Below are 22,588 nucleotides of genomic sequence, written 5' to 3'. Positions count from 1 at the left end.
TGTGCCTGGTCGCGGAGCGGCACGTGCCCCTGCGACCGAAGGCAACCCGCACACAGGTGCGAGGGAATGGAGGAACAGATGCCTGGAATCGTCGTCATGGGTACCCAGTGGGGTGACGAGGGCAAGGGCAAGGCCACCGATCAGATGTCCGAGCGCGTTGACTACTGCGTGCGGTATTCGGGAGGCAACAACGCGGGACACACTGTCGTCGTCGGTGACGAGAAGTTCTTCATGCACCTGCTTCCCTCCGGGGTTCTCAACCCGAACTCCACGGCCGTGCTCGGCAACGGAGTCGTGCTCAACCTTGACGTACTTGCTGACGAAATCGACACTCTGCGAGGTCGCGGCGTCGGGATCCCGCACCCGCTCATCAGCGCCAACGCTCACCTCATCACCCCCTACCATCAGACCCTCGACAAGGTCACCGAACGCTTCCTCGGCAATCGCCGCATCGGCACCACGGGGCGCGGGATCGGTCCGGCGTACTCCGACAAGATCAACCGGATGGGTATTCGCGTCCAAGACCTTTTTGACGAGTCGATCTTGCGTCAGAAGGTTGAGGCCTCTTTGGACCAGAAGAACCAGATCCTGGTGAAGATTTACAACCGTCGCGCTGTCGACCCACAAGAGGTTGCTGACGGTTTGCTCGCTCATGCCGAGCGCATTCGCCCCTATGTCGTCGATGTGGCTCGAGTCCTCAACGAAGGCCTCGACGAAGGCAAGGTGGTCCTCTTCGAGGGAGCCCAGGCCCACCACCTCGACGTCGACTTCGGCACGTACCCGTACGTCACCTCGTCCAACCCGATCGCCGCAGGTGCCTGCACCGGTTCGGGCGTCGGTCCGACGCGCATCGATCGCATCGTTGGTATTGCCAAGGCCTACACCACCCGCGTGGGTGAGGGCCCGTTCCCGACCGAACTGTTCGACGAGGACGGCGAGCGCCTGCGCAGTGAGGGCGGCGAGTACGGCGTGACGACGAAGCGTCCACGTCGCTGTGGCTGGTTCGACGCGCTGTTGGTGCAGCAGGCGGTCATGATCAACTCGGTGACGGATCTGTTCCTCACCAAGCTCGACGTACTGTCGGGTTGGGATCGTGTACCGGTTTGTGTGGCCTACGACATCGAGGGCGAGCGCACCGACGTCATGCCCGTCACCCAGTCCGACCTGCATCACGCAAAGCCGGTTTACGAATTCATGGATGGCTGGAGCGAGGACATCTCGGAGGCCCGTTCCTTCGACGATCTACCGCGCAACTGCCAGGCCTACGTGCGTCGTCTCGAGGAGTTGGTGGGTACTCGGATTTCCGGGATTGGTGTGGGCGCCGGTCGGGACCAGTCCATCATGCTCAACGACCTCATTGACTGACAGCTGACGATGCAGTGTTCCGCTCCGATGCCGGGGAGGAACAAGGTCGATCGGGAAACGGTCGGAAGTACCCTCTACTCTGGAGGTCGTGTCCAGCATGACTGTTCTCGTCCTCGGGTCTGGTGGCCGTGAGCATGCCCTCGCCTTGGCCTGCCACCGTGACCCAGAGGTTGCTGCCGTCCATGTCGCCCCCGGTAACCCGGGCACGGCTTCCTTCGCCACGAATCATCCGGTGGATCCCTGCGACCCCGATGCCGTCGTCACACTGGCGCGTGACGTGGGGGCTGCCCTCGTCGTCGTCGGCCCGGAGGCCCCGCTGGTTGCCGGGGTGGCAGACGCCCTGCGTGACGCAGGGATCGATTGCTTCGGTCCGAGTGCCGAGGCCGCTCGACTGGAAGGCTCGAAGGCCTTCGCCAAGGAGGTCATGGCTTCTGCCGGTGTTCCCACCGCCGCATCTCGATCCTGCGGTGACCTCGATTCGGTGGGTGCAGCCCTTGACGAGTTCGGAACACCCTACGTTGTCAAGGATGACGGGCTCGCAGGTGGCAAGGGAGTTGTCGTCACCGAGGATCGTGGCGAGGCCCTGACCCATGCCGAGCAGTGTCTCAATTCTGGTCACCAGGTCGTCATCGAGGAGTACCTCGACGGCCCCGAGGTGAGCCTCTTCGCGATCTGTGACGGCGAACATGCCCTCCCCATGCAGCCCGCCCAGGACTTCAAGCGGGTCGGTGATGGCGGGGTCGGCCCCAACACTGGCGGAATGGGTGCATACACGCCGTTGCCGTGGGCGCCTGACAACCTTGTCGAGACAGTGTCGAACACGGTGATCTCCCCGACGCTGGCGGCCATGCGAGATCGCGGCACCCCATTCATCGGTCTGCTGTACGTGGGGCTGGCCTTGACCTGTGGCGGCCCGAAGGTCGTTGAGTTCAACGTTCGGTTCGGCGATCCGGAAACCGAACCACTGCTCAGCATGATGGAGTCCCCGTTGGCGCAGATCATGCAGGCTGCCGCCCGTGGAGACTTGTCCGGAACAGATGGCTTGCGGTTCCGCCGGGGAGCTGCCGTCGGCGTCGTCATGGCAAGCGAGGGGTATCCTGCATCACCGGTGAGGGGACGCCACGTCGTTGCTCCGGTCGATGACGAGGACGTCCTGCACGCCGGAACTCGCCTCGAGGGGGACGGGCTGGCCACCAGCGGTGGTCGCGTCCTCGTGGTGCTTGGCCATGGCGAGACCCTTGCCGGGGCTCGCACGGATGCCTACAGCAGGGTTGACCAGCTCGAGGTGAGTGGCGGGTTCCACCGCACTGACATTGCCCTTCACGCAGCTGAGCTCGAGGCCGTCGACGAGATGGCCGACGGGCTCGCGCCCCAGTCCGAGAACAATCCCACCAACCCGAGCGACGGGGAGAATTCATGAGCGTTCCCAACATTCTTGCCACCCGTTACGCCTCTTCGGCGATGCGCTCCATCTGGACGCCGGAGAACAAGATCCGCGCCGAGCGCAGGCTGTGGCTGGCCGTCCTCGAGGCTCAGGCGGACCTCGGCGTCAGCTTCGGAGGCGACGATCCCGAGCAGGTGTTGGCCGACTACCAGGCTGTTCTCGACAACGTCGATCTGGACTCGATCGCCGAGCGTGAGGCCGTCACGCGGCACGACGTCAAGGCTCGGATCGAGGAGTTCAACGCCCTGGCCGGTCACGAGCACATCCACAAGGGCATGACGAGCCGCGACCTCACCGAGAACATCGAGCAGATGCAGGTGCTGGAGTCGCTGAAGTTGGTGCGCGACAAGATGGTCGCCACCTTGAACCAGCTGTCCCGACTGGCTGCCCAGTACTCGGATCAGCCGATCGCTGGTCGGTCCCACAACGTTGCTGCCCAGGTGACGACCCTGGGCAAGAGGTTCGCCACCACCATCGATGAGATGCTGGTGGGGTGGGAACACGTCAACGGGCTCATCGAACGGTACCCGGCTCGCGGAATCAAGGGGCCGATGGGAACATCCCAGGACATGCTCGACCTGCTCGGTGGGAATGACTCCAAGCTTGACGATCTCGAGCGTCGGGTCGCCGATCACCTCGGCGTCAACCAGGTGCTGACCTCGACCGGCCAGATCTACCCGAGGTCCCTGGACTTCGAGGTCATCTCGACGCTGGTGCAGGTGTTGTCGGGGCCGTCGAACCTGGCGACGTCAATTCGCCTGATGGCCGGCAACGAGCTTGTCACCGAGGGGTTCAGGCCTGGCCAGGTTGGGTCCTCGGCGATGCCGCACAAGATGAATGCCCGCTCCTGCGAGCGCGTCAACGGCTTCCTCGTCGTCCTGCGCGGGTACCTCACCATGGCCACCGGTCTGGTCGGTGTGCAGTGGAACGAGGGCGACGTCTCCTGCTCCGTGGTGCGTCGCGTCGCTCTGCCGGATTCCTTCTACGCCATTGATGGGGCCTTCGAGACCTTCCTGACGATCCTCGGCGACTTCGGGGTCTTCCCAGCCGTCATTGAGGCCGAGTTGGAGCGGTACCTGCCCTTCCTGACGACGACGAAGATTCTGATGGCGTGCGTCCGTGCTGGCGTCGGCCGCGAGAATGCTCACGAAGCCATCAAGGAGCACGCCGTGGCCGTTGCCCTGGAGATGCGTGAGACCGGCAGGGCGGAGAACGATCTGTTCGCTCGGCTGGCGGCCGACCCACGGATCCCGCTGACCAAGGAGCAGCTGCGCGGTCTGGTCTCCTCGCCGCTGGATCTCACCGGTGGAGCTCAGGACCAGGTCGAGGCGCTGTGCGCCAAGGTTGAGGACATCGTCCGGGAGCACCCGGAGGCTGCCAACTACCTGCCTGGGCTGGTGCTGTGACGCCGTGATCTGAATATGGGAGGGCTGGCTCGCTGAGCTGGCCCTCTCGGTAGATTTGCGTCGCGCACACCTACACCTACGCCAGAAATCTGGCGCAGCTGACGAGCGGCGGCGGGGAGTGCGGTCGGGGCTGGACCCTCAGTTCCCCAGGCCATGAGAGCAGGACGTCGCCCCATCGACGCCCAGCGGTTCGACGATGCGGCCGGGGAGACTCCGAAGGATGTTGACCAAGGCCAGGGCGGATGGACGCGTCATGGCTCCAGGCCTGCCACACACCACGATGTCTCGGTGAGGTCGGGGCTGGGTGAACTCGCGGACGACGATGCGAGGGTCCTTCGGCCTGAGTGCCGACACTGCGCTGCGTGGCATCAACGTTCGTCCTGCCCCCACTGACACCAGCTCGCGGATGGTCGCGAGGGATTCTGCTGACAGGGCGTCCGGTGGCAGCGGATGGGACGGGCTGCACACCTCGAGCACCTGATCTCGCAAACAGTGCCCCTCGGACATCAGGATGAGTCCATCGGTCGAGACGTCGTGGGGGTCGATGGGGCCCTCATCGTGGGCCAACTCGTCGCCAGTCCCCGTCACCAACAGGAATTCCTCTCGGAACACCGGAATTGCCGTCAGGGTGTCCTCCTCGACCGGGGCAGCGACTACGGCGATGTCGAGGTCACCTTGATGCAGCGCCTCCAGCAGCTGGGCAGTGCGTTTCTCCACCACGTGGATGTTGACCCCCGGCTCATACTGGTCGAAACGAGCAATGACGCGTGGCAACAGGAACGGCGCCAGGGTGGGGAATGCCCCGACCCTGAGTTGACGGGTCGTCCGCTCGGACTCCTCCAGGGCCAAGGTTCGGATGTCGTCAGCCAACACCAGCATGTCCCGGGCGGTCTGGGCGATACGCCGGCCCACCGGGGTGATCTCGATACGTCGTCCCGCCCTGACGGCCAGCGGCACACCGAGCTCATTCTCGAGCCGGTGGATCTGGGTTGACAGGGTCGGTTGACTGACACCGCACGACGCCGCCGCCCGCCCGAAGTGGTGCTCTTCGGCCAGGGCGACGAGATATCCCAGATCACGGAGATTCACGCGAACTCAGCTCTGCGCAGGGTCCTGACGAATGAGGTGGTCGAAAGCTCCCAGAGACGCCGTCGCACCGGCACCCATCGAGATGATGATCTGCTTGTAGGGCTGGGTGGTGCAGTCGCCGGCGGCAAACACGCCGGGAACCGAGGTGGTACCGCGCTCGTCGATGACGATCTCGCCGCGACCGGTGCGCTCCACGGAGCCCTCCAGCCACTCGGTGTTGGGAAGCAGGCCGATCTGAACGAAGACGCCAGCAACCTCGATTCTCCTGATCTCACCGCTGGTGCGGTCCTCGTACTCCAGTCCCGTCACCGCGGAGCCGTCGCCCAAGACCTGGGTGGTGCGAGCCGAGGTGATGACGTCGACGTTGGGCAGTGACTCCAAGGTGAGCAGCAGCACGTCATCGGCCTTGAGATCGTCAAGGAACTCGACGACGGTGACGTGGCCGACGACGCCGGCCAAGTCGATCGCCGCCTCGATGCCGGAGTTTCCGCCACCGACGACGGCAACGTTTCTGCCCGTGAAGAGCGGTCCGTCGCAGTGTGGGCAGTAGGTCACACCCTTGGTGCGGTACTCCTCCTCGCCGGGAACGCCGAGGTTACGCCAGCGGGCTCCGGTGGCGATGACGACCGAGCGGGCACGCAGGTCCCCGTCAGTCAGACGCACGCTCGTCATGCCGTCGGCAGTCTCCAGAGCGCTCGCGGTCTGATGCTCGATGACGTCAATGTCGTAGTCACCGACATGGGCGCGCAGGGCGTCGGCCAGCATCGGTCCGGTGGTGTGGGGCACTGAGATGAGGTTGTCGATGGCCTCGGTGTCGAGCACCTGGCCGCCGATCCGGGAGCCAGCCATGGCGGTGCGAATACCCTTGCGAGCGGCATACACGGCAGCTGCGACGCCAGCCGGGCCAGCGCCGACGACGAGAACATCGTAGGGGTCACGCTCGGAGAGGTTCTCCTTGGCTCCCTGAGCAGCAGTGGCGTCGAGACGCTCGAGGATCTCGGCCATGTCCATGCGCCCAGACCCCCAGTCTTCGCCGTCCAGATGGATGGCTGGTACCGAGGCGATGCCCTTGGCCTCCACCTCGTCGGTGTAGGTACCACCCTCGACGGCAGTGTGGTGGATGTTTGGGTTGAGGACGGCCATCGCGTTGAGGGCCTGAACAACCGTCGGACAATTCTGGCAGGTCAACGACATGTAGGTGACGAAGTGATGCTCCCCCTTGACCGCGCGCACGGCGTCGATGAGGGACTGTTCCTCCTTGACCGGGTGACCGCCGACCTGCAGCAGGGCCAGCACCAAGGAGGTGAACTCGTGGCCCATCGGTAGACCGGCGAAGCGGATGTCGACGGGGGAACCGGGTCGGGTGATGGCGAAGGACGGGGTACGCTCGTTGCCAACGGGCTCACCGACGCTCACCTTGTCCGACAGAGCGGCGATCTCGGCGAGCAGCTCGTCCATCTGCGCTGATTTCGGCGTCGTGGTGGCGTCGTCTCCCCGGTAGGGGGAGGGCACCAGGACGATGGGTTCGCGCACCATCTCGAGGTAGGTCTTGAGCTCGGTTGTCAGGACGCTGTCAAGCATGGTTCTCCTGGGTGGGGAAGTGGGGGCGTGCCGATCGGGGGATCCGTCGCAGGGACGAGTGCCCCTGCGACAGATGCTCGGGTCGGATCTCAGATCTTGCCGACGAGGTCGATGGACGGCGTGAGGGTCTCGGAGCCCTCCTCCCACTTGGCGGGGCAGACCTCACCTGGGTGGGCGTAGACGTACTGGGCAGCCTTGACCTTGCGGACCAGCTCGGCAGCGTTGCGGCCAATGCCCTCAGCGGTCAGCTCGTAGAACTGGATGACGCCGTCGGGATCGACGAGGAAGGTGGCGCGTTCAGCCTGGCCGGCCCCCTCACGCTCGACGTCGAAGTTGTAGGTCAGCTGGAAGTTCGAGTCGCCGATCATCGTGTAGGTGACCTTGCCGACGGTGTCGGAGTTGGAGTGCCAGGCCTTGTGGACGAAGTGGGAGTCGGTGGACACCGAGAACACCTCGACGCCCATCGCTTGCAGTTCCTCGTAGTGGTCGGCGAGGTCACCCAGCTCGGTGGGGCACACGAAGGTGAAGTCGCCGGGGTAGAAGAAGAAGATGGCCCACTTGCCGCTGATGTCGGAGTCGGAGACCTCGATGAAGTCGCCATTTCGGAAGGCGTTGGCCTTGAAGGGGAGGATCTTGGTGCTGATGAGACTCATCTGAGTCCTCTCTGATCGACGACGTGATAGTTTGACGCTATCACTGAGGGGTGCACCATAGTCAACATCTATTGGATGGGTGAATCGGGGCTCTCTGCCTCGTCAGGGTTCACAACCGTGGCATGATGCCCTCATGGTCACTCCGCACCCCGATCTCCCGTTGCTGGCTGAGGGCAAGGTCCGTCGCCTCTACCGCCTCCCCGATCAGCCTGGTCGCCTCCTCATGGTTGCCACCGACCGGATCAGCGCCTACGACCACGTCCTGACTCCTGGTGTTCCCGGGAAGGGAGCCATTCTGACGAACATGTCGCTGTGGTGGTTCGACCAGCTGGCCGACATCGTCGACAACCACTTCGTCAGTCTGGACGTTCCCGCCGAGGTCACTGGCCGAGCCATGGTCGTCGAGGAACTCGAGATGTTCCCTGTCGAGTGCGTCGTGCGCGGCTACCTCACCGGTTCGGGCTGGGCCGAGTACCAGCGCAATCGCGCGGTGTGTGGAATCCGTCTCCCGCAGGGGCTGCAGGACGGCTCCCGTCTCGAGGAACCCATCTTCACCCCCGCTGCCAAGGCTCCTCAGGGCGAGCATGACGAGAACATCGACTACCTGCACCTGGTGAAGCTCGTCGGTCCCGAGGCCGCGGCCGAGTTGCATGACCTCTCGCTGCGCATCTACCAGCGCGCCGAGGAGATTGCCCGTGAGCGCGGCATCATCCTCGCCGACACCAAGTTCGAGTTCGGTCGTCGAGCCGACGGCACCATCGTCCTTGCCGACGAGGTGCTCACCCCGGACTCATCGCGGTTCTGGGACGCGCAGACCTGGCAGCCCGGCAAGGGAGCCGACTCCTTCGACAAGCAGTACGTACGTGACTGGCTCGCCCACGAGTCTGGCTGGGATCGAACCAGCGACGAGGAGCCCCCGACCCTGCCCGATGAGGTCGTCGAGGCCACCAGTCGTCGCTATGAGGAGGCGTGGGCGCGCCTGACCGGTGGACAGATGTCCGGCGACGAGGTCGGTGACGTGTCGAATACTGGTCCGGCGACTGACCCCGTCCTCCCGCCGGAAGGTGATGTCGTTCCTGCCCAGGCCGCTGTTCCGGCTCCTGACGGGGCTCCCGATGCCAGCATTCCCGACGCTGCCGACGTCCCTGACGAGCCGGATCCCGGTGGTGTCGATAAGATTGGTGCCATGTCACGTGTAGTGGTGGAGGTCATGCCCAAGCCCGAGATCCTTGATCCCCAGGGCAAGGCCATCACGTCGGTGCTCGCCCGCCTCGGACATGAGGGCCTGACGGTGCGTCAGGGCAAGCGTTTCGAAATCACCGGTGATGGCGTGGACGATCGCCTCGACGAGATCCGTGAGGTCGCCTCCGAGCTGCTGGCCAACACCGTCATCGAGTCCTTCGACGTGCGCCTGGAGGACTGACGATGGCACGAATCGGAGTCGTCACCTTCCCCGGCACGCTTGACGACCAGGACGCAGCGAGGGCCGTTCGCCTCGCCGGGGGCGAGCCCGTGTCGCTGTGGTACGCCTCGACGGATCTGGCCGGGGTCGACGCCGTCGTCCTTCCGGGCGGGTTCTCCTACGGCGACTACCTGCGTGCAGGAGCCTTGGCAGCTGCCTCGCCCGTCATGTCGTCCATCCGTGGAGCTGTGGACGCCGGTCTCCCGGTGCTCGGCATCTGCAATGGATTCCAGGTGCTCTGCGAGTCCCATCTCCTTCCCGGCACCCTCATGCGTAACGAGAAGCGACGTTTCCATTGCTCGGTGCAGCAGCTTCAGGTCGCCAGTGTCGACACCGTCTGGACTTGTGCTTTCCGTCCCAGTCAGCGCATTCGCATCGCGGCCAAGCACGGCGAAGGCAACTACGTGGCTGATCCTGCGACCCTGGCGACCTTGGAGGCCAACAATCAGGTCGTGTTTCGTTACACCGACAACCCGAACGGCTCGGTCCACGACATTGCCGGTGTCACCAATGAGGCGGGAAACGTTGTCGGACTGATGCCTCACCCGGAGCATTCCGTGGAGGAGCTCACCGGTGCCGGCACCGACGGACTGGGGTTCTTCCGCTCCTTGCTGACTTTCGTGTCAGCTCAGTTGTGAGACGCGGCGTTCACACCCGCGCAGTCCGGGGCCTTGCCATCACTGTGCGACGTGGATGCGCTGGCCGAGCGGGAACTCCGGGCTGACGGTCGGCAGGGCTGCGGCTCCGTCGAGTCCCTCCCCGAGGGGTTCGACGATGCGCGCTCCTGGCATCGCCACGGAGATCTCCTCGACGATCGCTGCGCGGATGAGCTGGGAATTCATGACTCCGCCCAGTAGTCCGACGGCGGGGCTGTCCTCGTTGGCCAGGTGAGTCTGGCACAGTCCTGTGATCGAGGAGTGGGCCAGCTCGTGGGCGGCATGCACACAGATGTCGCGGGCGACGGGATCTCCTTCCTCTGCGGCGGCGGTGACCTTGGCGGAGTAGGCGGCAATCCGCGAGACCATGAGCGGATCGGCGTGGAGTTCCAGGTAGGCGGCCTCGATGTCGGCGAAGTCTCCACCGATGGTGTCGCTGAGGATCGTCTGTTCGCCACGGCCGTCATGGGCGCGCATGACGGCGTCAAGGGCGTGACGGCCCAGCCAGAAGGCCGATCCGGCGTCGCCGATGACGTAGCCCCAGCCGTCGACGCGGGCGACATCGTGGTGGCCGACGGCCAGCGTGATGACCCCGGTTCCCGAAGCCGTCACGACACCCAGCTGGTCACCCAGGGCACCGAGGTAGGAGGTGATGGAGTCGTGGGCCAGCAGCACTCGACCGACTCCATAGGGCTTGAGGGCCGCAAGAACCGGAAAGGGGTCTTCATCGTCGCGAGCTCCCGATGACCCGATGGCCACTGTGCAGTGGGAACCGGTGACTTCGGGGTGCGCCGCCACGACGTCCGCCATGACGGCCGCAAATTGCGGGGCGAGGGGGAGAGCAGTACGCACACCGGACGAGGTGACCATCCACTCTGGCCCCCAGGGGCCAGGCTCGCAGCGGACTCGGGTGCTGGATTGCCCAGCGTCAACAGCCAGGACGGGGGACTCACTGCGCGCGACATCACTCATGGGTCCAAGGTTATGGCGAAGACCCAACGCTGAGTTCATGAGGGGCCAGGATGATCACGCCACCCGATCGAACAGAATGGGCTGACCTTTTGTACAGATCCATATTCGCTCACGGCGAACTCCTTGTAGTCGCGCGTGTCGCTGGCCTGGGGCTGCGACGCCTGTTGTGTCAGTTGTGCGGTGGCTTTGTGATCATGATGTCGAGGGAATCCGCATGGTGACATTTCGCCAATTGTTTGTGAGTCGTGATCATGGCCCGAGGTGTGGTTGACAACAAGATGAGCTCTCGAAATAACAGTGATGTCATTGGTCAATGCGTATCTATCGCGGTGAGACTGGGCAACGTAACGTGTCGAATGACGTCGACGAAAGGTGACGACATGTTCGGAAAAACAACGGCACGACTGGTCGGTTCGGCCGTCGGTTTCACCATGGCTCTGACGGGGGCCGGTGTGGCTGCGTCCGCGGTGGCCCAGGCAGCTCCTGCAGTCTCTGCGTCCAGCGTCTCGGCGACAAGCCTGACCGCTGAACAGCGCGAGAATGCCTACACCATTATTCGTGTCGCCGAGAAATCCAATGCCATCGATCCAGCCGGCAAGGACAACGCCATTCACGCCGCGATCATGGCCGCCATGCAGGAATCCGGCCTACGTAACATAAATCACGGCGACCGTGATTCCGTCGGCCTGTTCCAGCAGCGCCCGTCATGTGGCTGGGGATCCGTTGAGCAGATCATGGACCCGGTTTTCGCGGCCAAGTCCTTCTACGGAATCAATGATGTAGTCAGCAACCCCGGCGTGATCCAGAAGAGAGGTTGGCAGACCATGGATCCCGGCCAGCTCGCCCAGGCTGTGCAGGTCTCCGCCTACCCGGATCGGTACGCCCAGTGGTACCCGCTCGCCGAGCAGCTCCTCAAGGACTATCGCGCCGGCCGTTGAGGCCCTGTCGTCACCGAGATGAAGGTCGGATGACGGCGCGTCCCGGTGACGACTGCTTGGTGGGACAGGCCCGCCGAGAACCACCCCTGTGACACACCACATGTGAAGGGAGAATCCCATGAGTTCCATGATCAGCAGGCTGCGGCGCGATGCCGTCGTCGGCCTGGCGGCGCTCGCTGTAGGGGCCGCCCCGGCTGCGATGACGGCCCAGGCAGGGCCGCAACTGGCAAACCAGCCCCGGGTGGCCGGGGTCGCGTCGGTTCAGTCCCGGGCCCCGGAAGCCGACGTTGCCAATGACGAGATTGCCAATGCCGCCGCACACGGATTTCACACCGTCCATATCGACTTCGAGTACCAGGGCACCCGTTGGTGGTGCGGCCCGGCCTCGACCCGGATCGCGCTGTCTGCTCGGGGAATTGAGGTCACCCAGCAGCAGATGGCCAACGAGCTCGGAACCACCCAGAACGGAACCAACGACATCTCGCTGGTGACGAAGGTGCTCAACACCCACCTCAAGTCACAGCCTTACAAGAACACGTACATGCCCAACGATCCGCCGACCCAGGATCAGAAGAATCTGTTGTGGCGTAACATCACCACGGACATTGACAAGGGCTACGCCATCGTCGCCAACATCGTTGCCCCGGCCCACAATCATCCGCCGGGCTACCCGGACCGCACGATCTACCACTACCTGACGATCGTCGGCTACAACCCCGACACCCGGGAGGTGTTGGTTGCTGATCCGGCTGGGTTCTCCGGTTCGCCGACCTACAAGCTGAGCTTCGATCAGATGGCCACGCTCATTCCGCCAAAGGGATATAGCGCCTGATACGGCACATCAGGATTATCACCTTTTGTGCCGTCTATTCGGCAGCAGTCCTGAGGCCAACCCCGTCGAGGTCCAGTTGTCGTGACCGTGAGTACTCGGTCACGACAACTGGACCTCGGTCATTTCTCAGGTGAGAGGTTCGAGTACCCCGAGTACCTCATTGAAAGCTTCGGTCGAGGACGGGTGGGTCCAGATCCCGTCACGCAACGTTTCGTAGCGAACTCCCAACCGCATGGCCAGTGAGACGAGATTGACCAGTTCCTGCGAATCAATGCACCACAGGGTCGCTCCCAGGACGGTGTGGTCGTCGGCATCGACGAGAACTCGAATGAGGCCTTCGGTTTGTCCGACGATCTTGGGTCGCGGCATGGCAGCGATCGTGGAGACGTTCTTGGACGCCACGAGCACGGAGCGGTCGGACTCCCGGGCTTGGCGCATCGTCATGCCGACCTGGGACAGCGGCGGGTCGAGGAAGGTCGTCGTCGGGACGGCCACTCGATCGTCGCGACGACGCGGCCCGTCGTGAAGGGTGTCCCACAGTACTCGGTTGTCATCGAGGGAGATATAAGTGAACTGCGGGCCGCCATTGACGTCACCGACCGCGTAGATCCCGTCGACACTGGTGCGCAGCTGAGTGTCAACGGTGATGTGGCCTCGTTCATCCGTGGCCACTCCGGCGGCCTCAAGATGAAGGTTCTCAGTGGCGGGGAGCCTGCCCGCTGCCACCAACACCGCATCGGCAGTGAAGGTGCGATCGCCAGTGGCGACGTCAATGTGGTGGCCTGTGTCATGAAAGGAGGTCGCGCGGGCATCCGTGACAATCGTGACCCCTTCGCTCTCCAACATGCTGCGCACACGCTTGGCGACGTCGGAATCGAGAGCCGGGGCGAAGGTGTCACCAGCCTCGAGCAGGGTGACCTGGGAACCGAATCGGGCGAACATCTGGGCAAACTCCAGGCCGATGAATCCGCCACCCACGACGACGAGCCGCGACGGCAGGGGATCGACGTGCTGGATCGTGGTGGAGTCATGGACGCGCGGGCCGTCGGCACCGGGAATCGGGAGGGTGGCTGGGTGAGATCCGGTGTTGACGATGATCGTTTCGGCGTGTACCGCGATCTCATCGGCTCCCCCAACCACCTTGACGTTGTGGGGTCCGGTGAAGCTGGCTTCCCCGGCGAGGAGAAGCACTTTGCCCTCCAGCATGGCGTGGTTGGCGTGATTCAGCTTGGCGATGAGGGCGTCTCGATCGGCGACGGCTGAGGTGAAGTAGGAGACAGGGTCGCGACCGTCCCGCTTGGATGCCGAGTCGATGAGGTCCTTGGTAGGTACGCATGCGACGTTGATGCAGCTGCCCCCGTACATCTGTGCTGATCTTTCGACGAGGGCGACGTTGCGTCCCTCCCCGGCGAGGCGTCCGGCGATCGTCTTACCGGCTTTGCCCCATCCGATGACCAGAACATCGACCGTGAGCTCTGTGTTCGACACTGGTACTCCTTACGGTGTGTACGCGATTGGTGGTCGGTGGCCCATCGCATCGCCGACTAATGCCATCATGTCACGGTGCTCGGCCCGGTCAGCCGCTTTTCGCGTAGCGCGCATGGATGCCGATGCGTGCTGGTATGAATATCGGCTTCTTTTTCTGATGGCCATGGTGACGTGTTTTCTCAGGTAATAGAAATGACGCGGATGATCTTTGCTCCCTCGAATTGGGAAATCGATCGGAGAAGTGCCCATCTGGGTTTGTGCCGTGGCGATGGTGATGTGTTTTGCAACCGCGAGTGATTTGGACTCCAGATGACCTTTGGGCTTCCAGCAATCAGAGCGGCCTTTGGCCTCGGAGAATCGTTGTGCGTAAGTTTTGGACGAGGGAAGGTTGGGGGTGGCTGCCTGCGGGCTAGGCACGGATGCCATCCTCTAGCTTGGGAGCCGAGTGTTTTGTGTACTATCCGCGTTCGTGCGGATAATACAGAAACACGATAATCGTGATAACTAAAAGCACGTGGCTTGCAGCACGAGTTGGGGATCCAGGAACTGTCGCATGCGTTCGGTCCGACCACAATGTCCAAGGTGGACGCCCGTGGTGGTGTCGGGCCGGGCGAACAGAACAAGAATATTGTCAACATCATTAAGTGCGCCTTTTACTGTAAAGGTTATCCCGGTGGGGATCTCGACGGGATCTGGAGAAGTTCACCTCCTTTTGGGCCGCAGATGGACGCAGTGGCGGGGTCCTTGTATGCCATGGCAAACAATATGGGTATTGGGGTGCAGGACAGGCTGAACGCCAAACTTTTCAAGGCCTTGCTCACAATGGATGCTTACGTCCTAGTTTCCGGAGGTGATCCGGAAGTTCGTAAGATTCAGCAGTGGTTAAATAGGAGGTATTGGCAGCGTAGATTTGCAACGATTATTCCCACTGAAGGGCATTATTCGCGTGATGTTCAAAAACTACTAATGAAGGCACTTCAATCTGAGTTTGGAATAGCAGATTCCTCGGTGAACGGGAATTTTGGGCCGGCCACCCGACAGCAGCTGGCAGCCCATATTTTGAAGCCTGGTGATAGTGGTGTTCTTGTCGAGTTGCTGTCTGCGGCTTGTGTCTTCAACGGTGCTGTTCCAAGAGGTGAAGGCATGGTTCATACAATGTTCAAGTCTACGTTTGATGACAAGTTGGCCAAGTATATTCAGGCATTTCAAGCATTCAGTTTGCTACCAGTTACCAATCGTGTGGACTACGCAACGTGGTGTCAATTATTGGTATCCACAGGTGACCCGAATCGCGCGGCGCATGCGTGTGATACTCGTTTCACGATCACGGAGTCGCTTGCGCATTCGCTGGTCAGATCGGGTTATAGGGTCGTAGGTAGGTATCTTGATGAACCTCCCGGCGGCAAGCTGGATAAAAAACTCAAAGATGGTGAACTCCATGCTATTTTTGCTGGCAACATGAGAGTGTTCCCCATTTGGCAGTACAATGCACGTGACCTGATTGATTTCTCCTTTGAATCTGGATGGGAACACGGAAATAAGGCACATGACCGCATGGTCTATTACGGTTTCAATCCAGGCGCCATTGTCTACTTCTCGGTGGACTATGACGCAACCGATCCTGAAATTGACAGCAATATTATTCCTTATTTTCGGGGAGTTCAGGCGGCCTTGGCTAGCCGAGGTCATGCCTATCGCGCTGGCGTCTACGGTTGTCGTAATGTCTGCTCGCGCGTCTCAGAGCAGACTTACACGGTAAGTTCATTTGTCTCAGGAATGTCGTGGGGCTTCTCCGGCAATCTCGGGTTCCCTCTTCCGTATAATTGGTCGTTCAACCAGATTCAGGAGGTTCGTTACTCTGCTGATTCTGGCAAGGAAATTGATTTGGACCGCGATGTGCACCGCGCACATATCGATCCGGGAATTGGCCCGGATGGAGTGGGTGGGCATACACCGTCAAAGTTGGAGGACACCCTGGCTACAGTTGACCAGGTCCATGACATGGCGGCGAAATACGGTGGGGGCACCAGCGACGTCAATCTTATCAACAAACGGGTGCTGGAGTTTCTTCGACACCCGAAGTACACCCACGTCTACGCAGGTTGGAGGATCTTGCTCGGGGCTCCCGATGAGGACTGGCTCACGGCAGCTACGAGCGAACTTGGCTCGCTTATGCTCACGTTCGAGGATCCTATTTACAATGAGACCGTATCAATGGATCATCTCGCCGCGACTGCCAACGCCGTCATGCTTATGGGCTGGGGCGACGGGAAAAATGCGAACCGAGGCGATTTCGGGGGCTGGGGTGGTGACCTCTCGACCTTCTATGCCGACTGGATGAACAATGAGAGGAGTTATGCGTCGGGGTACGCGTTTTGTATGGATCGGCTTGCTCATCGCGGTGTCGAGTCGTCCTTCGGTTTCTCGGACATGATCGAAGATGTGGATGGATATCTTCTGGGCCGGGCGATCCGTGCTGGCGTGCCCTTCAAGACGGTGCTGAGGGATTACCTGACTGGCCAGGCGATTACGACCCGCTTCCGCGACTTCTATCGGCTGCGGTTTAACTCGTCGTCCGATTCTGTTGAGAAATCGGCTCGGGCTATGTTTTTCGATTCATCCGATTCTGTGCTGCACAAATTGCAAGTAGCAGCGGTGGAGATGCAGATCAGAGATAAAGCTCTGTTGCCGGAAGTACTGCCGTCGGAGAAATTGTCTCCATTTTTTGAAGGTTTCGCCAAGATTGTCAGTCAGCTGGCGGAAAGCGCGTGAAAGGAACGCGGCGATGACACACAATTCCTACAAGATTCCCCGTCGTGCCTTGCTGAGCGGTATGGCCGCAAGCGGGCTGACGGCCGTTCTGGCTTCTGAGGCCGCCGCCCTGCCCCCGGTTCCGTTGTCGCCCATCCAGCCTTCTCGCGTGCAACGATGGTCTGGGATGCGCAGCGCTAACGACTGGCCGATCGGTGCCGCTGCTGCTGCGCAGACGGTCGAGGGTGCAGGGATCGACGTGACTCTGACGACCGGTGCACCGTCGGTCGTGCTGCTGCATGCCTTGAGGCGCATCAACTACGAACTTGTCTCATTGCGTCCCGGTGACGTGGCAGGGCTCCAGCATGACCGGAATGTTGCCTCACCGCAACGGTCCAACCTTCTGTCCGGGACAGCCTTCCTTTTTCGTGAGAGTTTTCTCCCGTACGGGTCAACGGGTAATCTTTTCCCCGATGAGGTTGTTGTGCTGGAGGATATCGTTGCTGAGTCGCGAGGAGTCCTGGCTTGGGGTGGGCATCTCAGGGTGCCTGACCAGTCCTTGATCTACCTCGCGAAAGGTTCGACTTCACCTGAGGTGGGACGGTTGCAGAGCCATTTCGACGTGGTCGATCACGTGGATGCGTCAGGGGGCGCTGGTACCATAGATGCGTATCTGCCGGGGCGGCGTGCGGTTGCTCGGCGAGAACTGAGGGGGCGCCGATGAGGGGTCCTCGGTTCGTGGCTGTCATGACTTCGTGCGTGTTGCTCTGTTTCGGCGGGGCGGGTTGCAGCACGATCCAATCTGAGGCGGATGTGCAAGCAGCGGATAGCGCCGACGTTGCCGTGCCCCGTGCGCTGCGCAAAGAGTTGGACTCGCGGGGGCTTGCCTCCCCGGCTGAGCGTGCGGACGCCGCGCAGGTGTGGTTTAACGAGACCAGGCCGATAGACATCTCTCTTGGTGGCCATTGGGTGGTGCGTAGTCGTGAGGGGACCCGGTTGCGTGTCGACTTCTACGTCCGTGTGGAGTCAGGCTCTCTTCTGCCACCTGACGGGGGGAAATCGGCACACTCGGTTGCGTGTCGGGTTTACGACGTGGCCCATGGGGTGACCGTCCAGCAGGTTGACTGCCCCCAGGAATCGTTGGCTGAGTTGCCGTGATGCTGCTTTCTTGGTCGCCGGTTCGTACTCGTCAACAGTGAAGATGAGACATCCGATTGGTTCGAGGGACAGCGTTTGATCACCATCGGTTGACTCGGCAAGCTCCTCACCAAGCGCAGTGATGACGCCCTGCCTTTCTTGTTAGAACTTCGCGTCTTAGTCGCAATCGTGACTGTGCGATGTGGATGTGCCAGGGGTGCTGGTACCATAGATGCGTATCTGCCGGAGCGGTGTGCGGTTGCTCGGCGAGAACTGAGGGGGCGCCGATGAGGAGTCCTCGGTTCGTGGTCGTCATGACTGCGTGTGTGCTGTTCTGCTTCGGTGTGGCGGGTTGCAGCACGATCCAGTCTGAGACGGATGAGGATGTTGCTGGGCGAGCTGACTACGACCTGCCCGACGCGTTGCGCAAGGAGTTGGACTCGCATGGGCTCACCTCCCCGGCTGAACGTGCGGACGCCGCGCAGACATGGTTCAACGAGACCAACCCGCCGGATGTTAACGTCGTCGACCGGTGGGTTGTGCGTAGTCGTGAGGGGACCCGGTTTCGTGTCGACTTATACAGGCATATGGAGTCAGGCTCTCTGTTGCCACCTGACGGGGGCAAATCGGCATCCTCGGTCGCGTGTCGGGTTTACGACGTGGCCCATGGGGTGACGGTCCAGCAGGTCGATTGTCCAAAGGAATCGCTGGATGACCTACCCTGACACGGCTGCCCTTGCCCGCCGGCTCGTACCCGTCAACAGCGGACATGAGACACCCTGATCGGTTCGAGGTACAGCTTCATCCAGAGGAACTGCTCGGTCTAGACGCTCATGGCACGCGCCACTGCCATACTCTGGTGGTGTGAGTACGAAGAATCTGACCCGCGAAGAAGCCCGTCACCGGTCCGAGATCATCACTGTCGAGAGGTACCACGTCCGCGTTGACGTGCGCGGTGCCGACGCTGATGGGGCCACCCACTTCACCTCCAGCACCAGGGTGCGATTCTCGACCAAGGAGCCCGACACCTTCCTGGACTTGCTCGACGGCGAGATTGAGTCGGTCATCGTCAACGATGAGGAGGTCGAGCCGGAGTATGACGGCTCTCGTATCCAGCTTCACGGACTCCATACTCATCGTAAGAATCTCGTCGTCGTCACCGCCAAGCTGCCCTACCAACACACTGGCCAGGGCTTGCACCGCTTCGTCGATCCCGCCGACGGCAAGGTTTACCTCTACACCCACTTTGAGGCTGCTGATTCCCGGCGCATGTACGCGGTCTTCGAACAGCCCGACCTCAAGGCCCACGTCGACTTCGATGTTCTCGCACCGCAGGGATGGCGCGTCATCTCCAACCAGGTCCATGAGGACACCCGCGAGGAGGACGGCGGCATCCTGCACGACTTCGCCCTCACCCCGCGGATGTCGACCTACCTGACCGCCATCGCCGCTGGCCCGTACGTCCGATTCGAGGACGAATGGCACTCCCGCGACGGCTCGGAGTCCATCCCGCTGGGCATTCTCGCTCGCGCATCCTTGGCCGAGTACGTGGATCATGAGGAGATCTTCAAGATCACCAAGCAGGGCCTGGCCTTCTACCACGACGCCTTCGGTTACCCCTACCCGTGGGGCAAGTACGACCAGATCTTCGTGCCCGAGTACAACCTCGGCGCCATGGAGAATCCGGGCCTCGTGACCTTCACCGAGAACTACATCCACCGCGGCCCGGCCACTCGCTCCGAGCTTGCCGGTCGGACGAACACCATCCTCCACGAGATGGCTCACATGTGGTTCGGAGACCTCGTCACCCCCAAGTGGTGGGACGACCTGTGGCTCAAGGAGTCCTTCGCCGAGTACATGGGAGCCCATGCCTCGGTCAACGCCACCGAGTACCGCGAGGCCTGGACGAACTTCGCCGTCGGTCGCAAGGCCTGGGCCTACACCGCCGACCAGCAGTCGACGACGCACCCGATCGTCGCCGACATCGTCGATCTGGAGGCCGCCCGTCAGAACTTCGATGGCATCACCTACGCCAAGGGTGCGTCGGTGCTCAAGCAGCTCGTCGCCCACGTCGGCGTCGAGAAGTTCTTCAGCGCGGCACGCCACTACTTCCGCGAACTGGCCTTCTCCTCAGCCACTCTCGACGATCTCATCCGTCACCTCGAGAAGGCATGCGGTCGAGACCTGAGCTCCTGGGTGAACGCCTGGCTCAAGACCACCGGACCTGACGTTCTGCTGCCGGAACTCACCGTTCGTGACGGGGTCGTCCAGGAGCTCGCCGTGGTGCGTGACTCCGTCGACCTGCGTACCGGCCACGACGTCAATCGTCCTCACACCCTTCGCGTCGGTCTGTACTCCCTGCAGGGAGACGATCTGGTGCGCACTGACCTCATCGATGTGACCTTGTCCTCGCCGCGTACTCCGGTGCCCGAGGCCGTCGGCAAGCCCGCCCCGGATCTCATCCTCATCAACGACGACGACCTCACCTACGCCAAGGTGCGTCTTGGGGCTACCGGGACGAAAACTGTGCTGACCCACCTGTCCGGCCTGTCGAAACCACTGGCCCGCGCCCTGGTCTGGTCGATGCTGTGGAACGCGGTGCGCGACGCCAAGCTCAAGGTGCAGGACTACCTCGACGCTGTTGCCCTGCACGGCCCCAAGGAGACTGAACCGGCCATCCTCACCGCCGTCCTGCAGCAGGTGCGGATGGCGGTCGAGAATTACCTGCCTGATTCGGCTCGCGACAACGCGCGTCGAGCCGAGGCCGCTCGAGCATGGCAGGGACTTGACGAGTCCGAGCCCGGCAGCGACTTGCAGCGCATCTGGGCCCGCCACGCCCTGGCTCTGTCGGCAGCCGACCACGAGTCGGCTGGTCAGGTCCGCGGACTTCTCGACGGCAACGTCACGGATCTGGTTGTCGATCCTGAGCTGAGGTGGCAGGCTTGGATGGCCCTGGCCGCCCTTGGCCAGGCCAGCGCCGAGGACCTCGACGCCGAGCTGGAGCGTGACCGCACCAAGACCGGCGTCGCCCACCACATGGCCGCCCTGACCGCCTGTCCTGACGATGTTGCCAAGCAGGACGCCTACCGTCGCCTGCGCACCCCCGGCGAGCTGTCCAACGAGCACTGCCTGGCACTCATCGACGGTCTGCGCACCCCGTTGGGGGCCGAGATCTTCGCCAGCCTCAACGGCTCCTACTTCGACGACCTGGAACAGATCTGGCAGGAGTTCCCGATCGAGATGGCCCAGCGCTTGGTGATCGGACTCTTCCCGGACGGTGACGTCGTCGAGGATGCCGATCATTGGTTGGCGCACCACCCCTCGGCCACGGGTGGCCTGACGCGGACGGTCAAGGAGCTTCGTGACGCGGCCTCTCGTGCGGAGACGGCCCGCGACTACAACAGCTGAGTGACGAGCCCCATCGCGCCTGACAGTGGCGGGTTGTTCAGCGGCGACGCTGCTTGACGACCCGCCACTGGCGTGCCAGTGCCTCCCGCCACGTCGGCACCGTCACGCCGTTGTCGATCATGATCCGGTACAGACGGCGCTGGTTGACCTCCAGGCCGATGAGACCGATGGCGAAGATGATGAGCTGGGTGGACATGGCCCAGCGGAAGCCACTGAGGGTGTAGTGCCCGCCGGGACACAGTACCTCGAGAAGCAGACCGATGATCTCGATCTCCAGCAGGCCGAAGAAGAATCCGCCCGTGATGGCCACACCGGTCGCGGTGGCCAGCCGGTTGCCGGGCTGGAAGGTGCGAGCCACGTCGAACCCAACGCCCCCACCGGGCAGTGAGATGCCCAGGCAGATGACGAGGACGTAGAGCATCCACAGTGGGGCGCGTCCCGGCCAGATCAGGACGACGAGCCACGCCAGCGCAGAGACGGTGATCATTGCCTCGATGAGGGTCCCGCGACGAAGCGGGTGGCGACTGGTGAGGATGCCAGCCGTGGGACCGGCGATGGCATTGGCAATGACGTACACCGTCATGAGAGTCGAGGCAGTGGCGGTTGATCGGCCTTCAGCATGAGTGAGGTAGGGCATTCCCCACATCAGTGAGAAGACGATGCCGGCGAAGTTCGACGACATGTGGGCCCAGAAGGCCATCCTCGTCGAGGGATGCTTGACGACCTCGACAACCTGGTGGGGGAGTTGCTTGAGATTGGCGTCGGTGCGTTCCGGCTCGACTCCGGGCGGGGCGTCACGGATGAGAAGGACGGCCAGCACTGCGGCCAGTGCCGCCCCGGCCGCAGCGAGGAAGTAGCTCGAACGCCACCCGCTGGTCTCCACCATCGCCACCAGGCCGACGGCCGAGACAACCTGTCCGAACTGGCCCAACAGGCCAGTGAGCTGAGTCATCAGCGGGATCTGACGAGTCGGGAACCAAGCAGGCACCAGACGCACCGCAGCACCGAAGATGAAGGCGTCGCCACATCCCACCAGGATGCGGGCGAGCATGGCACCTCCCACACTCCCGGCCAGGGCCATGACGACCTGTCCCACGGCCATGAGGACTGATCCGGCAGCGATGACGACTCGTGACCCCAACCGATCGACGGCCACACCGGCCGGAATCTGCAGAACGGCGTACACCGCGAGCTGGAGCACCATGAAAGTGGCGACGACGGACGCCGGGGCGTTGAAATGGTCTGCGGCCGTCAGCCCCGTGACGCCCAGAGAGGTTCGCTGCATGACGGCAAACCCGTAGGCGATGACCGCGGTGATCCACACCACCCATGTCATGGCACCGCGGTGACGAGGGTTCGATGGGGCGGTACTCACGGGGCTCATGGTAAGACGTTGCGCTCTCCCC

The 22,588-nt window shown here is 62.5% G+C and carries 19 protein-coding genes; 12 read left to right on the top strand and 7 right to left on the bottom strand.

Annotated elements, in window-relative coordinates:
* The first annotated feature begins 66 nt into the window (after positions 1–66).
* The 3 genes from ACSJJT_RS11350 (at position 67) to purB (ending at position 4,215) form a co-directional block, all read left to right on the top strand.
* Entirely contained in the window at positions 67–1,365 is a 1,299-nt protein-coding gene (locus tag ACSJJT_RS11350) for an adenylosuccinate synthase (protein WP_435918381.1), read from the top strand.
* A 97-nt stretch (positions 1,366–1,462) separates the two neighbouring features.
* On the top strand, positions 1,463–2,785 hold the full coding sequence (gene purD, locus ACSJJT_RS11345) for a phosphoribosylamine--glycine ligase (RefSeq protein ID WP_435918444.1): 1,323 nt from the start codon (positions 1,463–1,465) through the stop codon (positions 2,783–2,785).
* Positions 2,782–4,215 (top strand): adenylosuccinate lyase, encoded by a 1,434-nt coding sequence (gene purB / locus ACSJJT_RS11340; RefSeq protein WP_435918380.1) that lies wholly within the window; start codon positions 2,782–2,784, stop codon positions 4,213–4,215. The genes purD and purB overlap by 4 nt, the downstream gene beginning before the upstream one ends.
* A gap of 138 nt (positions 4,216–4,353) precedes the next feature.
* Here the strand turns inward: purB and ACSJJT_RS11335 are convergent, their stop codons facing one another.
* The 3 genes from ACSJJT_RS11335 to ahpC all read right to left on the bottom strand — a co-directional run bounded on the left by ACSJJT_RS11335 (position 4,354) and on the right by ahpC (position 7,538).
* Positions 4,354–5,304 carry a hydrogen peroxide-inducible genes activator gene (locus ACSJJT_RS11335; protein WP_435918379.1) on the bottom strand — a complete coding sequence of 317 codons (951 nt, stop codon included), beginning with the start codon at positions 5,302–5,304 and terminating at the stop codon, positions 4,354–4,356.
* A gap of 6 nt (positions 5,305–5,310) precedes the next feature.
* The gene (gene ahpF, locus ACSJJT_RS11330) at positions 5,311–6,885 is read right to left on the bottom strand and encodes an alkyl hydroperoxide reductase subunit F (RefSeq protein WP_435918378.1); all 1,575 of its coding nucleotides are present in this window, start codon (positions 6,883–6,885) and stop codon (positions 5,311–5,313) included.
* Between the two features lie 89 nt (positions 6,886–6,974).
* Positions 6,975–7,538 carry an alkyl hydroperoxide reductase subunit C gene (gene ahpC, locus ACSJJT_RS11325; RefSeq protein ID WP_435918377.1) on the bottom strand — a complete coding sequence of 188 codons (564 nt, stop codon included), beginning with the start codon at positions 7,536–7,538 and terminating at the stop codon, positions 6,975–6,977.
* 133 nt (positions 7,539–7,671) lie between these two features.
* On the opposite strand from ahpC, the gene ACSJJT_RS11320 reads away from it, so the two are divergent.
* Together ACSJJT_RS11320 and purQ are read left to right on the top strand one after the other, a co-directional pair.
* Positions 7,672–8,961, top strand: coding sequence for a phosphoribosylaminoimidazolesuccinocarboxamide synthase (locus tag ACSJJT_RS11320; RefSeq protein WP_435918376.1), 1,290 nt, complete (start codon positions 7,672–7,674; stop codon positions 8,959–8,961).
* A 2-nt stretch (positions 8,962–8,963) separates the two neighbouring features.
* Positions 8,964–9,638, top strand: a complete 675-nt coding sequence (purQ, locus tag ACSJJT_RS11315) for a phosphoribosylformylglycinamidine synthase subunit PurQ (protein ID WP_435918375.1) — start codon at positions 8,964–8,966, stop codon at positions 9,636–9,638.
* 39 nt (positions 9,639–9,677) lie between these two features.
* On the opposite strand, the gene ACSJJT_RS11310 is transcribed toward purQ, so the two are convergent.
* On the bottom strand, positions 9,678–10,628 hold the full coding sequence (locus ACSJJT_RS11310) for an N-acetylglucosamine kinase (protein ID WP_435918374.1): 951 nt from the start codon (positions 10,626–10,628) through the stop codon (positions 9,678–9,680).
* A gap of 380 nt (positions 10,629–11,008) precedes the next feature.
* On the opposite strand from ACSJJT_RS11310, the gene ACSJJT_RS11305 reads away from it, so the two are divergent.
* On the top strand, positions 11,009–11,566 hold the full coding sequence (locus ACSJJT_RS11305; protein WP_435918373.1) for a cell wall hydrolase: 558 nt from the start codon (positions 11,009–11,011) through the stop codon (positions 11,564–11,566).
* A 118-nt stretch (positions 11,567–11,684) separates the two neighbouring features.
* On the top strand, positions 11,685–12,398 hold the full coding sequence (locus tag ACSJJT_RS11300; protein ID WP_435918372.1) for a C39 family peptidase: 714 nt from the start codon (positions 11,685–11,687) through the stop codon (positions 12,396–12,398).
* A 126-nt stretch (positions 12,399–12,524) separates the two neighbouring features.
* On the opposite strand, the gene ACSJJT_RS11295 is transcribed toward ACSJJT_RS11300, so the two are convergent.
* Positions 12,525–13,886 carry a dihydrolipoyl dehydrogenase family protein gene (locus ACSJJT_RS11295; RefSeq protein ID WP_435918371.1) on the bottom strand — a complete coding sequence of 454 codons (1,362 nt, stop codon included), beginning with the start codon at positions 13,884–13,886 and terminating at the stop codon, positions 12,525–12,527.
* Between the two features lie 9 nt (positions 13,887–13,895).
* On the bottom strand, positions 13,896–14,303 hold the full coding sequence (locus ACSJJT_RS11290) for a hypothetical protein (protein ID WP_435918370.1): 408 nt from the start codon (positions 14,301–14,303) through the stop codon (positions 13,896–13,898).
* A gap of 165 nt (positions 14,304–14,468) precedes the next feature.
* On the opposite strand from ACSJJT_RS11290, the gene ACSJJT_RS11285 reads away from it, so the two are divergent.
* The 5 genes from ACSJJT_RS11285 (at position 14,469) to pepN (ending at position 21,182) form a co-directional block, all read left to right on the top strand.
* A complete protein-coding gene (locus tag ACSJJT_RS11285) occupies positions 14,469–16,658 on the top strand; it encodes a glycoside hydrolase domain-containing protein (protein WP_435918369.1) in 2,190 nt (729 codons plus the stop codon).
* A gap of 13 nt (positions 16,659–16,671) precedes the next feature.
* Positions 16,672–17,361: a hypothetical protein gene (locus tag ACSJJT_RS11280; RefSeq protein ID WP_435918368.1), complete on the top strand. Its 690-nt coding sequence runs from the start codon at positions 16,672–16,674 to the stop codon at positions 17,359–17,361.
* Positions 17,358–17,795: a hypothetical protein gene (locus tag ACSJJT_RS11275; protein WP_277101403.1), complete on the top strand. Its 438-nt coding sequence runs from the start codon at positions 17,358–17,360 to the stop codon at positions 17,793–17,795. The genes ACSJJT_RS11280 and ACSJJT_RS11275 overlap by 4 nt, the downstream gene beginning before the upstream one ends.
* A 266-nt stretch (positions 17,796–18,061) precedes the next feature.
* Entirely contained in the window at positions 18,062–18,499 is a 438-nt protein-coding gene (locus ACSJJT_RS11270) for a hypothetical protein (protein WP_063811685.1), read from the top strand.
* A 139-nt stretch (positions 18,500–18,638) separates the two neighbouring features.
* Positions 18,639–21,182, top strand: coding sequence for an aminopeptidase N (gene pepN, locus ACSJJT_RS11265; RefSeq protein WP_435918367.1), 2,544 nt, complete (start codon positions 18,639–18,641; stop codon positions 21,180–21,182).
* Positions 21,183–21,219: 37 nt separating this feature from the next.
* On the opposite strand, the gene ACSJJT_RS11260 is transcribed toward pepN, so the two are convergent.
* Positions 21,220–22,518: an MFS transporter gene (locus ACSJJT_RS11260; protein ID WP_435918443.1), complete on the bottom strand. Its 1,299-nt coding sequence runs from the start codon at positions 22,516–22,518 to the stop codon at positions 21,220–21,222.
* Positions 22,519–22,588 lie beyond the last annotated feature (70 nt).

It is taken from the genome of Cutibacterium nasicola (assembly GCF_051303185.1).
Classification (GTDB): domain Bacteria; phylum Actinomycetota; class Actinomycetes; order Propionibacteriales; family Propionibacteriaceae; genus Cutibacterium.
Note: the sequence above shows the minus strand (reverse complement) of the source record. Positions and strands in the feature narration are given on the sequence as shown.

What these genes read in the sequence shown, in the direction of transcription:
- ACSJJT_RS11305 (WP_435918373.1), top strand. Translation starts at nt 11,009, where the DNA reads ATGTTCGGAAAAACAACGGCACGACTGGTCGGTTCGGCCGTCGGTTTC.
- ACSJJT_RS11280 (WP_435918368.1), top strand. Translation starts at nt 16,672, where the DNA reads ATGACACACAATTCCTACAAGATTCCCCGTCGTGCCTTGCTGAGCGGT.
- ACSJJT_RS11310 (WP_435918374.1), bottom strand. Translation starts at nt 10,628, where the DNA reads ATGAGTGATGTCGCGCGCAGTGAGTCCCCCGTCCTGGCTGTTGACGCT.
- ACSJJT_RS11260 (WP_435918443.1), bottom strand. Translation starts at nt 22,518, where the DNA reads ATGACATGGGTGGTGTGGATCACCGCGGTCATCGCCTACGGGTTTGCC.
- ahpF (WP_435918378.1), bottom strand. Translation starts at nt 6,885, where the DNA reads ATGCTTGACAGCGTCCTGACAACCGAGCTCAAGACCTACCTCGAGATG.
- purD (WP_435918444.1), top strand. Translation starts at nt 1,463, where the DNA reads ATGACTGTTCTCGTCCTCGGGTCTGGTGGCCGTGAGCATGCCCTCGCC.
- ACSJJT_RS11275 (WP_277101403.1), top strand. Translation starts at nt 17,358, where the DNA reads ATGAGGGGTCCTCGGTTCGTGGCTGTCATGACTTCGTGCGTGTTGCTC.
- ahpC (WP_435918377.1), bottom strand. Translation starts at nt 7,538, where the DNA reads ATGAGTCTCATCAGCACCAAGATCCTCCCCTTCAAGGCCAACGCCTTC.
- ACSJJT_RS11300 (WP_435918372.1), top strand. Translation starts at nt 11,685, where the DNA reads ATGAGTTCCATGATCAGCAGGCTGCGGCGCGATGCCGTCGTCGGCCTG.
- ACSJJT_RS11350 (WP_435918381.1), top strand. Translation starts at nt 67, where the DNA reads ATGGAGGAACAGATGCCTGGAATCGTCGTCATGGGTACCCAGTGGGGT.
- purB (WP_435918380.1), top strand. Translation starts at nt 2,782, where the DNA reads ATGAGCGTTCCCAACATTCTTGCCACCCGTTACGCCTCTTCGGCGATG.
- ACSJJT_RS11270 (WP_063811685.1), top strand. Translation starts at nt 18,062, where the DNA reads ATGAGGAGTCCTCGGTTCGTGGTCGTCATGACTGCGTGTGTGCTGTTC.
- purQ (WP_435918375.1), top strand. Translation starts at nt 8,964, where the DNA reads ATGGCACGAATCGGAGTCGTCACCTTCCCCGGCACGCTTGACGACCAG.
- ACSJJT_RS11320 (WP_435918376.1), top strand. Translation starts at nt 7,672, where the DNA reads ATGGTCACTCCGCACCCCGATCTCCCGTTGCTGGCTGAGGGCAAGGTC.